This window comes from Ructibacterium sp. SJQ-7 (assembly GCF_054696575.1).
Window position 1 is genome coordinate 1,638,766 of sequence record NZ_CP195193.1, and the last position, 16,258, is coordinate 1,655,023.

The 16,258-nt window shown below is 38.4% G+C and carries 18 protein-coding genes; 4 read left to right on the forward strand and 14 right to left on the reverse strand.

The features are described 5' to 3' along the window. Positions 1-88: 88 nt before the first annotated feature. The 8 genes from ACSAMO_RS07540 to ACSAMO_RS07575 form a co-directional block, all read right to left on the reverse strand. Positions 89-850, reverse strand: a complete 762-nt coding sequence (locus ACSAMO_RS07540; RefSeq protein WP_022229679.1) for a type III pantothenate kinase — start codon at positions 848-850, stop codon at positions 89-91. 119 nt (positions 851-969) lie between these two features. After that, positions 970-2,238 carry an ABC transporter substrate-binding protein gene (locus ACSAMO_RS07545; RefSeq protein WP_499209040.1) on the reverse strand — a complete coding sequence of 423 codons (1,269 nt, stop codon included), beginning with the start codon at positions 2,236-2,238 and terminating at the stop codon, positions 970-972. Then, on the reverse strand, positions 2,238-3,008 hold the full coding sequence (locus tag ACSAMO_RS07550; protein WP_499210097.1) for an ABC transporter permease: 771 nt from the start codon (positions 3,006-3,008) through the stop codon (positions 2,238-2,240). Before ACSAMO_RS07550 ends, ACSAMO_RS07545 begins: the two co-directional genes overlap by 1 nt. 51 nt (positions 3,009-3,059) lie before the next feature. Next, complete coding sequence (locus ACSAMO_RS07555) at positions 3,060-3,869, reverse strand: ABC transporter permease (RefSeq protein ID WP_022229676.1); 810 nt, start codon at positions 3,867-3,869, stop codon at positions 3,060-3,062. Positions 3,870-3,879: 10 nt separating this feature from the next. Further along, on the reverse strand, positions 3,880-4,923 hold the full coding sequence (gene potA, locus ACSAMO_RS07560; protein ID WP_117968254.1) for a spermidine/putrescine ABC transporter ATP-binding protein: 1,044 nt from the start codon (positions 4,921-4,923) through the stop codon (positions 3,880-3,882). 138 nt (positions 4,924-5,061) lie between these two features. Continuing rightward, a complete protein-coding gene (locus tag ACSAMO_RS07565) occupies positions 5,062-5,493 on the reverse strand; it encodes a DMT family transporter (RefSeq protein WP_022229674.1) in 432 nt (143 codons plus the stop codon). 297 nt (positions 5,494-5,790) lie between these two features. Continuing rightward, positions 5,791-6,486 carry a DUF4956 domain-containing protein gene (locus tag ACSAMO_RS07570; protein ID WP_412275485.1) on the reverse strand — a complete coding sequence of 232 codons (696 nt, stop codon included), beginning with the start codon at positions 6,484-6,486 and terminating at the stop codon, positions 5,791-5,793. 19 nt (positions 6,487-6,505) lie between these two features. Then, positions 6,506-7,273 carry a polyphosphate polymerase domain-containing protein gene (locus tag ACSAMO_RS07575; RefSeq protein WP_308455644.1) on the reverse strand — a complete coding sequence of 256 codons (768 nt, stop codon included), beginning with the start codon at positions 7,271-7,273 and terminating at the stop codon, positions 6,506-6,508. Between the two features lie 207 nt (positions 7,274-7,480). Between ACSAMO_RS07575 and ACSAMO_RS07580 the strand changes: the two genes are divergently transcribed. Together ACSAMO_RS07580 and ACSAMO_RS07585 are read left to right on the forward strand one after the other, a co-directional pair. Beyond that, positions 7,481-8,155: a response regulator transcription factor gene (locus ACSAMO_RS07580; RefSeq protein WP_412275486.1), complete on the forward strand. Its 675-nt coding sequence runs from the start codon at positions 7,481-7,483 to the stop codon at positions 8,153-8,155. A 12-nt stretch (positions 8,156-8,167) separates the two neighbouring features. Beyond that, a complete protein-coding gene (locus ACSAMO_RS07585) occupies positions 8,168-9,496 on the forward strand; it encodes a sensor histidine kinase (RefSeq protein ID WP_499209041.1) in 1,329 nt (442 codons plus the stop codon). Positions 9,497-9,580: 84 nt separating this feature from the next. Here ACSAMO_RS07585 and murC read toward each other — a convergent pair whose 3' ends face one another. After that, complete coding sequence (murC, locus tag ACSAMO_RS07590) at positions 9,581-10,972, reverse strand: UDP-N-acetylmuramate--L-alanine ligase (RefSeq protein ID WP_373367863.1); 1,392 nt, start codon at positions 10,970-10,972, stop codon at positions 9,581-9,583. A 210-nt stretch (positions 10,973-11,182) separates the two neighbouring features. Between murC and spoVG the strand changes: the two genes are divergently transcribed. Further along, positions 11,183-11,464 carry a septation regulator SpoVG gene (spoVG, locus tag ACSAMO_RS07595; protein ID WP_117968249.1) on the forward strand — a complete coding sequence of 94 codons (282 nt, stop codon included), beginning with the start codon at positions 11,183-11,185 and terminating at the stop codon, positions 11,462-11,464. A gap of 39 nt (positions 11,465-11,503) precedes the next feature. Here spoVG and ACSAMO_RS07600 read toward each other — a convergent pair whose 3' ends face one another. Genes ACSAMO_RS07600 through ACSAMO_RS07610 form a run of 3 tightly spaced genes read right to left on the reverse strand, consistent with a single transcriptional unit; the run spans position 11,504 to position 13,364 of the window. Beyond that, positions 11,504-12,271, reverse strand: a complete 768-nt coding sequence (locus ACSAMO_RS07600; protein ID WP_499209042.1) for a TatD family hydrolase — start codon at positions 12,269-12,271, stop codon at positions 11,504-11,506. Between the two features lie 5 nt (positions 12,272-12,276). Then, the gene (locus ACSAMO_RS07605) at positions 12,277-12,834 is read right to left on the reverse strand and encodes a 5-formyltetrahydrofolate cyclo-ligase (protein WP_022229666.1); all 558 of its coding nucleotides are present in this window, start codon (positions 12,832-12,834) and stop codon (positions 12,277-12,279) included. Beyond that, positions 12,831-13,364: a DJ-1 family glyoxalase III gene (locus ACSAMO_RS07610; protein WP_022229665.1), complete on the reverse strand. Its 534-nt coding sequence runs from the start codon at positions 13,362-13,364 to the stop codon at positions 12,831-12,833. The genes ACSAMO_RS07605 and ACSAMO_RS07610 overlap by 4 nt, the downstream gene beginning before the upstream one ends. Positions 13,365-13,536: 172 nt before the next feature. Here ACSAMO_RS07610 and ACSAMO_RS07615 point away from each other — a divergent pair, with 172 nt between their 5' ends. Next, positions 13,537-14,910, forward strand: coding sequence for a citrate/2-methylcitrate synthase (locus ACSAMO_RS07615; protein ID WP_022229664.1), 1,374 nt, complete (start codon positions 13,537-13,539; stop codon positions 14,908-14,910). 43 nt (positions 14,911-14,953) lie between these two features. Here ACSAMO_RS07615 and mutT read toward each other — a convergent pair whose 3' ends face one another. After that, on the reverse strand, positions 14,954-15,358 hold the full coding sequence (mutT, locus tag ACSAMO_RS07620; RefSeq protein ID WP_022229663.1) for an 8-oxo-dGTP diphosphatase MutT: 405 nt from the start codon (positions 15,356-15,358) through the stop codon (positions 14,954-14,956). 4 nt (positions 15,359-15,362) lie between these two features. Continuing rightward, a complete protein-coding gene (locus ACSAMO_RS07625; RefSeq protein ID WP_022229662.1) occupies positions 15,363-16,196 on the reverse strand; it encodes a hypothetical protein in 834 nt (277 codons plus the stop codon). Between the last annotated feature and the right edge of the window lie 62 nt (positions 16,197-16,258).

Sequence of the window (16,258 nt, forward strand, 5' to 3'; positions counted from 1 at the left end):
TTCTTCAAATTCTCTTCCCCGCTTTCCATTAAATTATGTTAATATTTTGTGCATATTCTGCTATTCTACAAGTGGGAATTTATTGAAATTAAATGTTTTTATTATATATTATCATAAGTCCTTTAAGCAAAAGTTCGTCATCAAGAATTATGTCATTTTTACAATGCGGAACAACCGTACTTGCAAGTCCGCCTGTTGCGACAACTTTCGCCTCACCGATTTCTTCCTTGATACGCTCAATCATTCCGTCCATACTTGACGCAGTACCGTACAATATACCGCTTTTCATACAGTCAACGGTATTTGAGCCGATAATCTTTTTCGGTTCTTCAAGGCTGATTCTCGGAAGTTGCGACGTACCGCTTACCATTGCGTTAAGCGAAATACCCATTCCCGGCATTATAACACCGCCGATGTAGTTGTTATTCTTATCGACTACCGAAATAGTCGTTGCGGTGCCGAGGTCAAATATTATAATCGGTGCACCGTATTCATGTATTCCCGCAACTGCGTCAACAACCAAGTCACTGCCGAGTTGTGCGGGATTGTCTATAACAATGCTTAAACCCGTCTTTATACCCGGTCCGATAATCATTGCCTCACAGCCTGTAATTTTCTTTATCGCTCTTTTCATAGTGATTGTGACAGTAGGAACAACCGATGATATTATCGCACCGTCAATTTCAGAAAAATCAATGTTGTAAAGCTCCAAAATCGTTTTTATCGAAACAGCATATTCAAGCTCCGTTGCAGTGTGATTTGTAGAAATTCGTTCCACAAACGAAACTTTGTTGTCCTTACAACATCCTACCACTATGTTTGTATTTCCAATGTCTATTGCAAGTATCATTTTTTTATCCCCTTAATTTAAACTTATATATAATTATAGCATATTAATATATATAAGTCAAAAGGGCGGCCGATGACCGCCACTACTACCTCGTAGCGGCGACCAACGGTCGCCGTTTATTAAAACATATCTTTCTTCTTTTTAATATATCTTCTTATTAATATAATCAATGACGCAATGACGCACACTGACATAAATGCCGGAACTATCACTTTATTCGGTGTTTGTTCTTCTGACGACTTCATATCAGTCCAAAGCGTCTGCATTTTCTGATTTGCCTCATCTGAAAGATTACAGAAAACAGTCGTTTTTTCCTCGATATAATCATCATCAAGATAAGATATACCGTCATTTTTCACTTCATCATCAAGCATTTCATATGCTTTTTGGTTTGGAGTTGAATATCCGATAAAATCTGCAATCGCATATGCAACGTCAGGCTCATTCAAGAAATTAATATACATTTCCGCCGCCTCTTTATTTCTGCAGCCCTTAGGAATACAAACCGCATCTATAAACAAGTTTGTACCGCTGTCGGGAATTACAAAACCAAGATCCTCATATTCGTCCATAAGCGTTACAGCGTCACCTGCGTAATACGGTGCTATTATTGCCTCACCTGCACCCATCTTATCAAATATTTCGTCCATTACATACGCCTGAACAACTTTTTTCTGTTCTTTCAGCTTTTCCGCCGCTTTTTCAAGTTCTTCGCTGTTTTCAGTATTAAGCGAATATCCAAGCATATTTTCCGCAATCGCAAATGCGTCACGCGGATTATCGAACATCAATATTCTGCCCGAATAATCTTCGTCCCAAAGAATATCCCAGCCAATATCCTCCTCATCTACAACAGTCGTATCATAGATAATTCCGACCGTTCCCCATGTATACGGCACGGAATACTTTGAGCCGGGATCATATTCCGAGCTCTTAAACTTATCCATTATATTCGCAAAATTCGGAATATTCGACTTATCAAGCGGTTCAAGCATATTTTCTTTTATCATTCTTGAAATCATATAATCCGAAGGAATGATAATATCATAAGTCGAGCCGCCGCCCTTCAACTTTGCGTAAAGCTCTTCGTTCGTGGCATATGTACTGTAATTTACCGTTATGCCCGTAAGCTTTGTAAATTCGGCATTTAAGTTAAGTACGCCTTCCTCACTTCCGTCAGGAATATATTCACCCCAGTTATACACGTTTATTGATATGCCGTCATTCTTAAACCGCGTATAGTATTCGGGATTGTCAACCGTTACAGTCTGTACTTCCGTTGTTTCTTCCGTATCTGCCGTTTCCTCCGTATCGTATTCCTCAATATGCGCACAACCGCTTGCAAGCAAAAGCGACATTGAAATTAAAGCAAGTATAAATTTTTTCATCATTTAACACCTCGCTTTACCGCATTTCTACGCTCAATTACATTCTTAACAACAAGCACTATAACCACGATTACAAAAATTATTGTTGAAAGTGCGTTTATTTCAGGGCTTACCTTACGTCTTGTCATTGAATAAATCGTAATCGGCAATGTTTGTGACGTTGCACCGCTTGTAAAGTAACTGATAACAAAATCATCAAGCGAAAATGTGAACGACATCAAAAATCCCGAAATTACACCCGGCAATATTTCAGGCAAAACAACCTTGAAAAATGCCGAAATGGGACTGCACCCCAAATCCTGTGCCGCTTCGTAAAGATGCGGATTCATCTGTCTGAATTTCGGCATTATGTTCAGAATTACATACGGCACGTCAAACGTGATATGTGCTATGATAAGCGTCACAAAGCCAAATTCAAAATTCATTCTTGCCGCAAAGAACACGAACAAAAGCATAAGCGAAACACCCGTAACGATTTCGGGGTTGATAATAGGAATGTTCGTACCCTGCATAACAATCGTTCGCGGCAGTTTTTTCATATTGTTTATACCGATTGCCGCCGCAGTACCGAGAATTGTCGCGGCGATTGACGCAACTGTCGCAACTATTACTGTATTTAAAAGCGATTTCATTATAAGTCCGTTATGAAACAGCTTTATGTACCAATCAAATGTAAATCCCGAAAACACCGAACGGCTTTTTGTTACGTTAAACGAAAACACAATAAGCACAAAAATCGGTATATACAGGAACAATAAAACAAGAGCCATATAGACCTTTGATAATTTTTTCAATTAAATCCCACGTCCTTTCTTATAAACTTACATAAGCACCTTATCTTCATCATCATCAAACTGATTAAGTATTGTCATAATCAGCAGAATGATAACCATAAGCACAAGCGAAATTGCCGCACCTAAGTTCGGATTATACGAATTTCCGAGAAACTGCATTTCTATAAGGTCACCGATAAGCAGGTTAGAACCGCCGCCGAGCATTCTTGAAATGATAAATGTACTGATTGCCGGCACAAACACCATTGTGATACCCGACATTATTCCGGGCATACTCAGCGGTACAATAACCTTGAACATAGTCTTTACATTGTTACAGCCCAAATCGTGAGCCGCCTCGATAACGCTTTTATCTATCTTTTCCATTACAGTATAAAGCGGAAGTATCATATACGGCAAATAGTTATAAACCATACCAAGCACAACCGCACCCGATGTATTCAGCATTTTAAACGGGCCAAGTCCGAAAAGCCCAAAAAAGCTGTTAATAAGTCCGTTATTGCCCAAAAGTGTCATCCATGCGTACGTTCTCAAAAGAAAGTTCATCCACATTGGGAGCATTACTATCATAAGCACCGTACTTTGATAGCTTTTATCCGTATTGGCAAGTATCAGTGCAAGCGGATACGCTATGATAAGACATATCACCGTCGCGACCGCCGCAAGCCATATTGAACGAATAAATATATTTGAATACTGCGACACCGCCGCAAGATTGTCAAGCGTAAATGCTCCGTTTGTATCGGTTAAAGCAAAGTATGCCACCATTATAAGCGGAACAATAATAAATATCGCCATCCACAAAAGATAAGGAGCGGAAACAAGTTTTTTCATCATATCTACCTCCTTAATCGTTCATCTTGTGCATAATATGTATGTCATACGGATCGAACTTTATACCGACCGTACTTCCCACTTCTGCCGCCTTTGTCGAATGTACAAGCCAATCGTGGTCATATGCCTCGATAAGCATTTCATAATGCACACCCTTAAACGTGACAGACTGCACAACACCCGAAATATGTGAATCGTCAGGCTTAACAAGCTGAATATCCTCAGGACGTATAACAACGTCAACAGGTTTATTTTCACCGAATCCCGTATCAACACATTCAAATCTGTGACCGTTTATCTCAACAAGCAAATCCTTAACCATCATACCGTTTAGGATATTGCTTTCACCGATAAAGTCGGCAACGAATGCGTTTTTAGGCTCATTATATATATCAACCGGAGAACCGATTTGCTGAATATCACCGTTATTCATTACCACGACCGTATCACTCATTGTAAGAGCCTCCTCCTGGTCGTGTGTTACATATATAAACGTAATTTCAAGGCTTTGCTGAATACGCTTTAATTCAATCTGCATATCTTTTCTAAGCTTCAAATCAAGCGCGCCCAAAGGCTCGTCAAGAAGAAGCACCTTCGGCTCATTGACAAGTGCCCTTGCAATGGCAACTCTCTGCTGCTGACCGCCGGAAAGTCTGTCGATTGAGCGTTTTTCAAAACCTTTAAGGTTTACAAGCTCCAGCATTGCTCCGACACGCTTTTGAATTTCCTTATCAGAAAATTTCTTTATCTTCAATCCGAATGCAATATTATCATACACATTCAAATGAGGAAAAAGCGCGTATCTCTGAAACACCGTATTAACATTACGTTTATAAGGAGGTATATTATTAATCTCCTTACCGTCGAACCTGACAATACCGCTGTCAGGCTTTAAAAACCCACCTATAATTCTAAGTGTGGTTGTCTTTCCGCAGCCCGATGGGCCGAGAAACGTTACAAACTCTTTGTCCTTAATGTCAAGATTGATGTCGTTTAAAATCTTCTCACCGTCAAAGGAAACGGCAATGTTTTCAAGACTAATAATATTTTTGTTCAATTCTCTACCTCCCGATAAATTTTAAATAAATTTTATTTCGCATAAATGCAAAAAAAATTATATCATATTTTGTATTACGTTTGCAATAAAAAACAGTTTTTTTTTACATAATATTAACGTAGAATTAGTTGTGATATTTTATGATTTCCATTTAAACAACAGCACACCGCCTATCATAAGTGCCATTCCGATGTATTTATTCCAAGTAAACGCAACCTTTTCGCTGCCCATAAGACCGAACGCGTCAATCAACGCCGCAACGAAAAGCTGTGAAATCAATATAATTGAAATTGCCACCGTAGGACTTAATTTGCCTATACCGAGCATAACCGTTACAGTTATAATTATCCCCAGTACACCGCCCAAAAGATAGAATTTATTCACGTCCGCTATACCTTTAAAACTGCCTTTGCCCATTATCCACACCGCAATAAGCGACAATAAAAATGCCGTCCCCTGAACGAATGCGTTTGATTCGTATATTCCTATTTTATCCGAAAGACGCGTATTCATAACACCCTGTATACTCATTGACGCACCCGCTATTATACTGAAAATTATTCCTGCCATAGTTAAGCCACTCTCCTTTATTTTAGCTTACCCTATAAAGAAAAATTTATCAAAAAAAAAATGAAAAAAGCACCTAAATAAGTGCTCTTTTCATTTTGCTATGTATAGGATAAAAGGGTAGAATGTAATTTCTTTCTACAAATATATTATAGCATACCGCAAAACACTTTGCAAGTCTTTTTTAGAAAAATTTAAACTTTTTTCCAACCCTATTATCCGTTTTAATATATCCCCTGTCTTAACTGTATAGGGGGGAGATTAATTTTCTTGTTAAAACAGTCGGATATTATTAAACCTTTATTTTCCGTAAAGCGCTGTTGCGGCAAGTGACAATACAATGTTCAAATTACCGTTTCTGCATCTTAATTCGTCAATAAACTTCTTTTCATCGGCATCCTTATTCATATTAACCGAATATGTAAGCTCATAAAGTGAGCCCAAATCTGTTGTTCTGACCTTTTGTAATGTATAATCTTTTGAGTATTTCTTGATTATTTCATCAAATATACCCTCGTAATCAAGATTTTCGGGAATGGTAATTTTCAAATTTTTAGCCGTTGTATTAGGCTTACCGAATTTGATTTTTGAAATCACAATCATAAACAGGCAAAGCAACAAAACAAATAATGCTCCGTATCCGTAAAGACCTACACCGCACGCAAGACCTGCCGCAATATCAAAAAAAATATATCCTATATCCTCCGGATCGCCGGGTGCCGAACGGAAACGAATAATTGACAATGTTCCCGCAAGAGAAAATGCTCTCGCCACGTTACTTCCCACAAACAAAATTATAACCGTCAAAATTATCGGCAACATTGTAAGCGTAATCGCAAAACTCTGCTGATATTTATTTTTATGTGTACCCATATATGTAAGACTTATAACAAGTCCGAATATAAGTGCCGCCGCCATTGCGACTATTGCCATAGACAAGGTTAGCGTTATGCCTGAATACGATGTTGATGTTATTGAATTTATTAAATTATCCATTCTCTTTTATCCTCCTATATTATACCGCTTGTTTTTGATTTCCGAATACAAATATTTTTTGTTTCGGCATTTCCTTTTGTCTTGCCATCATATTTTTGTACTCCGTACCGTATTTTGAAAAACTTGATGAACGAATTTCAAATTCCGAAAGCATTTCGCAAAGCCACAGCGGTTTTGCCAAGCTTGTTTTTATTTCCATAAGCCACACGTCACTGTCTAAAAGTCTTTTTCCGTGGTCACCCGACTCCAGCAATAAATCACTTCTTCTTGTACGAATGTTTGTATCAAACGATATTCTCAAATCGTCATTGCCTTTTTCAAAGTAAGCCAACCTGTCATATGCGATATAGACTTTCGGCTCAAGGTCGTACAAATTAAGGCAATATTCAAGTTCATTCAAAACCTGACCATTCATATAATCCTGTAATTCCGGTTTCACTCCTGTTTCAATAAAATCATATGCCTCTCCAAGTTCCAATGTTGTACGGCGTTTATTCACAAGCCCTCTGTATTTCTTCTTTATTTCAAGAAACACCTTTGAATCCATATCCGGTACACCGTAAGAACGAAGTCTTAACTTTTCCTTATATGCCGGTTTTGAAAGCGACTCTCTTATAAGAGAATTGTCTTTCGTGTCGTAATAAATATTTGCTATGGTATAAAGCGAATGTTCGCCGCAATGCGAATCAAGTTCCATATGCTCATCCATAATCTCCAAAACCTTATTAAAAGTTTTCGTGTCGAGCTTATATTTATGCTCGTAACGATTAAAAATCTCTATTGCCATAAGTCCTCATCTCCTCTTTTATCCTTTCTTTGATTTCATTGTACGGTATAATCCTTAAATAAACCTTAAAATGTAAAATTAATTTCAGGAAACTTTTCTCCGGTGAAATTTCTACTATATAATACGTAAAAAAACTTTTAAAATTAAGGTACATTTAAGAAAACTATGCTATAATATAGACATAAAATAATAAAAGAGGGTGAGCGAATGCGAATACTTGTTGTGGAGGACGAGCTTCATTTATCAGAAGCTTTATCACATATATTAAAGAAAAACAATTACACCGTTGACGTTGCAAACGACGGTGAAACAGGACTTGACGACGCATTAAGCGGTATATATGACGTCATTGTCCTTGATATAATGTTACCTAAAACGGACGGTATAACCGTTTTAAAAACCTTGCGTTCGGAGGGGTTTGACACACCTGTTATACTTCTTACCGCAAAAAATGAAATTTCCGACAAAGTTCTCGGACTTGACAGCGGTGCAGACGATTACCTCGCAAAGCCGTTTAACACCGAAGAACTGCTTGCAAGAATAAGGGCATTAGGCCGCAGACGCGGTGAAATAGTTTCAAACACAAATACTATCTCATACGGCGATATAACTCTTAACACTTCTTCATTAAAGCTGACGGCAGGTGCGTCGGAAATAACTCTTACATTAAAAGAAAGCGAACTGCTTGAACATTTAATGTTACACAAAGAAATGGTTTGTTCAAAGGAACAGATTATAGAAAAATTATGGGGTTTTGATTCTGAGGCTGAATCCAATCACGTTGAAGTATATATATCATTTCTCCGCAAAAAACTTGCGTTCGTACATTCAAAGGTGTCCATTAACACCGTAAGAGGTGTCGGCTACACTTTAAGCGAATAGGGGGACTTGGGTATGTTTAAAAAACTTAGAAATAAACTTCTTATAATAAACACGCTCATAATTGCGGCACTTGTTTTATCGAGTTTTTCCGTTATTTATATTATGACGGCTCAAAACGTAAACAAAAGCATATCGCAAAAACTTGACAGAGCGATTGAATTTATTCGTCCCGACCACAATCCGCGGCAGAAAGACAATATGCAAAAGCCGATTGACGATGTACCGCCCGACCAAAACGGCAATGTACCGCCCAATCCAAATACAGTCGACCCAAATGCGGACAATATAAACAAAAGCGACAAACAAAAGCAGGAATTTTCGCTTACATTCACTGTCACAACCGATACGGACGGCAATGTTGAAAAAGTCAACGCACCGTTTGATTTAACCGAAGATTTCTATACAGACAAAATAAACGACATTATTTACGGTTCGGAGGACAAAGGACAAATCCGTTCGTCAAACGGTTACTGGTCATACAAAGTTGTACCGCTTGATACAGGTTTTATAATTGCATTTACGGAATGTCAAGCCGAACACGCAATGCTTAGAAATTTATTTTTGATACTTCTTTTAGTCGGCGTAGTTGCACTTACGGTAGCATTTTTAATCAGTCTGTCGTCCGCAAACCGTTCAATCAAGCCGGTTGAAGAATCGTACAACAAGCAAAAACAGTTTGTCGCAGACGCGTCACATGAACTGAAAACACCGCTTACAACAATTAACACAAATGTTGACGTACTTCTGTCACATCAAGAAAACACTATAGGCGAAGAAAAAAAATGGCTTGATTACATTAAAACAGAGACTGAAAGAATGACAAAACTCACAAATGACCTACTTTATCTCGCAAGAATTGACCACGACGACGGAAACGTGATTTTCAGCAAGGTTTCATTTTCGGAGGCAGCCGAAAGCGTTATACTTCTTATGGAGGCAGTCATTTTTGAAAACAACGTAAACCTTACTTACGACATCACTCCAGATTTATTCGTAAACGGCTCGACCGAACAGCTTAAACAGCTTGTTATGATACTTCTTGACAACGCAGTCAAATACACACCGAAATCCGGTGACATTAATATAACTCTTACTCACGAATCAGCTGATGCGGTATTGACAGTCAGAAATACAGGTGTCGGAATTTCTGAAGACGCACAAAAACAAATATTTGAACGTTTCTATCGTGAGGACAAGTCAAGAGCAAGAGAAAGCGGCGGTTACGGGCTTGGTCTTGCAATAGCAAAAGCTATCACAACCGCTTGCAAAGGCAGTATTAAGGTTTACTCAAAAAAGAATGAATATACGGAATTTACCGTTAAAATACCTGTGGCGAAGTAAAGTCCCCTCCGTCACTCGTACCTCGTGACACTTCCCCTCAAGGGGAGGCAACAAAAAAGACGACTTCTCAGTCGTCTTTTTTTGTTACTCAACGATTAACTTATTTATATTAACAACGTCACCTGCACCCATTGTAAATACAATATCGCCCTCTTTGACGTTCTTTTTCAAAAACTCGGCAATATCCTCGAATTTATCGATATACTGTGCATTTACTCCGCGTTTCTTAATATCCTCCGCAAGATTTTCAGGTTTTGTAACACCGTCAAACTTTTCACGTGCAGCATATATATGTGTCAAAATCAATTCGTCCGCATCATCAAATGCACCGACAAATTCGTCCCACAATGTTCTTGTTCGTGAGAAAGTGTGTGGCTGGAACACGCACCAAACTTTATTGTGCGGGAATTTTTGTGCCGCGTGAAGTGTCGCTTTTATTTCTGTTGGGTGGTGTGCATAGTCGTCAATCACAACCGCACCGTTTAAAAATCCTTTTTTCTCAAAACGTCTGTGCGTACCTTTAAATGTTTCAATCCCCTTTGCGGCAGTTTCCGCGTCAACGCCCATAAGATTACATACCGCAACCGTGGCAAGCGAATTTAAAATATTGTGTTCGCCCGGGACATTAAGTTTTATATGACAAACCTTTTCACCGTTTTTCATAACGTCAAAGCTCGGAAAACCTGCGTGATACACAATGTTTTCAGGGTAATAATCAAACTTGCTTTCCATTCCGTAAGTGATTATGTTAAGGTCATCTGCGTTTTCAAGCACTTTTTGAACATTCTTATCTCCGCCCATTGCAACGACATAACCTATATCCTTTGTCAAGTACGCAAACTGTCTGAAACTTGCGATTATCTCGTCAATTCCCGAAAAGAAGTCAAGATGATCTTCCTCAACATTTGTTATAAGGGCGATTGTAGGATAAAATTTCAAAAAGCTGTTTGTGTATTCACAAGCCTCTGTAACAAAATAATCCGATTTACCCGTTCTGATATTTCCGCCGATTAAATCAAGCTCACCGCCTACGCTGATTGTAGGGTCAAGATTTGCACCGATAAGCGCGTGTGCAAGCATTGATGTTGTCGTGGTTTTACCGTGCGTTCCGCTTACGCCGACAGCGTGCTTGTAATTTTTCATTATCGCACCCAAAAACTCGGCTCTGTCTATAAGGCGAATGCCCTTTTCCTTTGCAAGCACAATTTCGGGATTATCGGCTTTTGCCGCCGCCGTATATACAACAAGCGATGCCTTATTTATGCCGTCCTCGTTAACGGCACCGTGACCGTACACAATATCCGCACCCATATTTTCAAGCTTTTCGGTTATAGCACTCTTATTCCAGTCCGAGCCGGAAACGCCGTAGCCGTCTTTAAGCACAATTTGTGCCAAACCGCTCATACTTATTCCGCCTATACCGATAAAATGTATATTTGCCGTCTTATCTATATCAGACATTTGAAATCTATTCATCATATATCCCCTCGTATCTCATATTAATATATTAATTATATACCTTTATCAACAAATTGAAAACCCTTTTTTATAAATTTGCCCAATTAAAAATCGTATCTTGTAATTTTTTCGCCATTTTCACCATAAAATCTGTGCAAAGCACTTGACAAATTGAGCGAATTGCTATATTATTAAATTAGTAAAATTTGTCGGAAGGTGATGAAAAACATGGAAATTACAGACATCAGAATTAAAAAAGTAGCCAGCGAAGGAAAAATGAAAGCTGTCGCATCTGTTACATTTGACAATGCGTTTGCTGTCCATGACGTAAAGGTTATTGAAGGTCCGGAAAAGCTGTTTGTTGCTATGCCAAGCAGAAGAACTCCTGACGGTGAGTACAGAGATATTGCTCATCCGATAAACAGTGATATGAGAAATATGCTCGAAAGCAAGGTTCTTGCCGCATATGATGCGATTGAAGACGAGCCTGCTCCGGAAACAGCTGAATAATATAAAAGACAGATTACTTTTTGTAATCTGTCTTTTATATTATTTTATTCCAAAGCATTTTTTTGCATTTTCATATGTTGCGTTTTCGATTTCTTCAACAGAAATACCCTTTACCGCCGCAAGTTTTTCGGCAACATAGTGGATATAAAGCGAACTGTTTCGCTTTCCTCTGTGCGGTTCCGGTGTAAGGTACGGCGAATCGGTTTCAATAACAATTCTGTCAAGCGGTACATACTTCGCCACTTCAACAGGTCTTACCGACTTTTTAAACGTAAGTGAACCGCCGAACGCGATATACATTCCCCAATCAAGTATTTCCTTTGCCATTTCAACACTTCCCGCATAGCAATGGAATACTCCTCCGACTTCGCTCACCTTATGTTCACGCAAAATATCCATACAATCCTTATGCGCTTCTCTGTCGTGTATAACAACCGGCATTTTAAGCTCTCGTGCAACGTCCACTTGTCTTGCAAACCACTTTTGCTGAATATCACGCGGTGAAAAATCATAAAAATAGTCAAGTCCTATTTCACCTATCGCTTTAACTTTCGGATTTTTTGCATATTCCTTCAGCTTATCCATATCCGCCTCGGTAAGTTCGGAAACCTCGTGCGGATGTATTCCGATCGACGCATAGACGAACGGATATTTTTCACATATCGCAAATATATCCGACACTTCGTCAAGTGACGAACACGAATTTAAAATAAGTCCGACATTATTTTCATTCATCGCCGACAGCACTTCATCGACATCATCTTTAAACCTCTCATCATTATAATGTGCGTGAGAATCAAACAACATAACTTTCACCTGATTTCTAAAATTTCTTTTTCCGTTATCACAAAATTCATCGGTACATCGTGACTTTCCGTAGGTATTTTTTCAAGTATCTGAAAATCATAGCAAAGCCCTATTTTCACTGCATTGCTGCTTTCAAGCAGTCTGTCGTAATACCCTTTTCCAAATCCCATTCTTCCGCCGTTACGGTCAAATGCAAGTCCCGGTACAAGAATAACGTCAATATTATTTTCGTCAGCCGTTCGTACCGTTTTCGGCTCTAAAATGCCATATGCACCCTTTTCCATATCATCCATACTGTTTATATACGAAAGTGACAACGTACCGCTCTCAATATCGGTTATCGGCACAACAACTTTTTTGCCCTGTTCCCAAAGTTCTTTGATTATTTCAACGGTATCAGGTTCTTTAAACGCAGATATGAACGTACATATTGTTTTGGCTTGTTTCACACGCTCAACCCCAAACAGCCTTTGACGAATTTCATCACTTCTAATTTTAACCTCGTCCTTAGATAATGCACGACGTTTGGCACGCATATCTTCCCTTATCTCGTCCTTAATCAATACTGCATTGTCTCCTTTACTCTGTCGGCAGTTTCCTTGTCCTTTAGAATAGCCAGCATGGCAAACCCGAAATCAGCCGCCGCGCCTGCGCCCTTGCCGGTTATAAACTTACCGTCAACAACAACTTTATCCGACTTTACGTCTGCACCGTAAAGATACTTTTCGTAACCCGGGAAACAAGTCGCTTTTTTATCCTCAAGTAACATTTTCTTACCCAAAATTGACGGTGCGGCACAAATTGCCGATACATAAATACGGTTTGCAACCGCATAATTCAAAAGTCCGTGTACGTCGTTTGACGCGTCAAGAATTTCGTGACCGATACCGCCCGGCAACATTAAAAGTTCCATCTTTTCAGGCTCAACCCCGTTAATCTCAATATCGGCTGTCACCTCAATACCGTGTGCGCCGGTTACCGTCTTGCTCTTTACACCTACTGTTGTAACATCAACACCGCCTCTTTTCAAAATATCTATAGGTTCGATTGCCTCAACTTCCTCGAAACCGTCCGCAAGCATTACATATACCATAAAAATCTATCCTTTCATCTTTTTTTACTATTATATCACGCCTATCAACAATTCACAATAAGTTTACATAATTTTTGTTGTTTTATATTCAAATATCTGGTATAATATTAATAAAGTTATATGGAGCGAATTTTTTTCATATACTAAATTTAAAATAAACGGAGGAATATATATGCGAGAGAAAATTGTACCTATCGAAGTTACTCCCGAAATGATGAAAATGCTTGAAATTTGTAAAAAGAATAAAAGCATTAATCCTGAGTTATATACCAAATATGACGTTAAAAGGGGGTTGAGAGACATTAACGGTAAAGGTGTTCTTGCCGGACTTACCGAAATAGGCGAAATTCATGCCTATGATACACTCTCTGACGGATCATCAAAACCTTGTGACGGTAAACTTTATTATCACGGCTATGATGTCGAGGACCTTATTAAAGGTTTTATCCGCGACAAAAGGTTTGGCTTTGAAGAAGTTACATATTTACTTCTTTTCGGCGAACTTCCAAATAAAAATGAGCTTGATATTTTCACAAAGACACTTTCACATATGCGAACTATTCCCCCTTCATTTGTGCGTGATATTATCATGCAAGCACCGAGTAAGGATATGATGAACGCACTTTCAAGAGGTGTGCTTACGTTGTATGCTTATGATGATAAAGCCGACGATGTGTCACTTCCGAACGTTTTAAGACAGTGTTTGCAGTTAATCGCACAATTTCCGTTGTTGTCGGTTTACGGCTATCAGGCATTTAAGTATTATCATGAAAACGACAGTTTTATCGTTCATGCACCTAAACCGGAGCTTTCGACTGCGGAAAATATACTTCATATGTTGCGTAACGACAGTCAATATACGGAGCTTGAGGCGAGAATTCTTGATATTGCGTTGATACTTCACGCCGAACACGGTGGCGGTAACAACTCAACATTCACTACTCACGTAGTCACTTCAAGCGGTACGGATACCTATTCAACTGTTGCCGCGTCTTTGGGTGCGCTGAAAGGTCCTAAGCACGGCGGTGCTAATATTAAGGTTACGCAAATGTTTGAGGATATGAAAAAGAATATTAAAAACTGGAATGACGATAAAGAGATTGAGCAATATCTTTCTGATTTGCTTAATAAAAAAGCGTTCGATAAATCCGGACTTATTTACGGTATGGGTCACGCGGTTTATTCACTTTCCGATCCGAGAGCGAATGTTTTTAAATCATTCGTTGAGAGCCTTTCAAAAGAAAAAGGCAGAGAAGACGAATTTAATTTGTATTCAAGGGTTGAACGACTTGCTCCGCAGGTTATCGCAAGCGAACGCAAAATGTATAAAGGCGTCAGTGCAAACGTGGACTTTTATTCGGGCTTCGTTTACAGTATGCTTGACTTGCCGATGGAATTGTATACACCTATGTTCGCAATCGCAAGAATCGCCGGTTGGTCGGCTCACAGAATTGAAGAACTTGTCAATCCGGGTAAAATCATTCGTCCCGCATATAAAAGTATCGCAGCTCATAAAGAATATGTCCCTCTTGACAACAGAGATTAAAAATAAACTCCCAATGCATTGCATTGGGAGTTTTGTATTAATATCAATTATTCATAAAATCTGCAATTTTATCAATCAATGTTATGTCAGCCGGTAGCCAATTTACACCATATAATTCATCTTTATTCAACCATTTAGAGTCTTCCGCCTCTTTCAAAATAATATCTCCATCTACTATTACGCATAAAAAGCATTTCATATTCAAATGAAATTTAGGATAATCATACTCAATGGTATCAATCAACTTACCCACTTTAATTTTTACTGTAAGTTCTTCTTGAATTTCTCTTATTAATGCCTGCTGTGGCGTTTCACCGACTTCAATTTTTCCCCCGGGGAATTCCCATTGTCCTTTGAACTCACCATATCCTCTTTCTGTTGCAAACACCTCAGTTGTATTTTCAAAAGAATCAACAATAACTGCCGCTGCTACTTCTATTGTTTTCATAATACTATTCCTCATTCAGAAAATCATTTATATAATCTATTGAGTTAAGATAATTATTTTTATTGACAGTTGCTCTGATAAATATTTTTGCAAGTTCTCGGTTTATATCAAACAAATATCCCATATTTCCATTCCCGTCTTTATCAAACGGTGAATATTTAACCTGACAAAACCTAATAATATCATCTTTAAAGTCTGATGTTTTTATAGGATTTTCAATTTTTACATAATCACATTCTACCTTACGCCCTTCTCTATCCCATAAATCTTCAACTACCAGTTCTTCTGGCTGGACACAATCGAAGCACGATGTTTTTGCAACACTTATTGCTTTTATATATCCGTCACATCCGTGCAAAATGATGTCACCCGCTCTTACATCAAGTAGTTTTTTCCAGTGATGAAATTTATTTCCCGCTTTATTTGAAATTGGTGCCCATATGTACCCACCATTGAACTCCTTATCAAATGTATTTCCTTGAAAAACAAAGAAAATCATACGTTTTCCGCTTATACGTTTTGGTCTGGCAACTGATTTTTTATTAGCACTTGCTTTCTTTTCGGCATTAATGCGCGTTCTTTCTTGCTGACGAACCATTTCCTTTTCTGCCTGTTTTTTATGTTCTTCATTTCTGGCTCTGTTAATTTCTTCAATAATCATCTCTTGTATATCTGAGTTTTCTGCCGTAATAAACTTTTCAAAAGCTATAGGAAAAATAAATCTTGATACTTTGGAGGCAAATTTTACAGTCACATAATTATCTCCTGCTTCTGTTATAATCCCCTCGCCTAACATCTTATGAATTACTTTTGTATTTAACAATTCCGTGCTTTTCATTTGTTTTTTTCTCCTTTGGTTTAATATTTATTTTTCATTAAACAAACCGTTTCCACATGGCA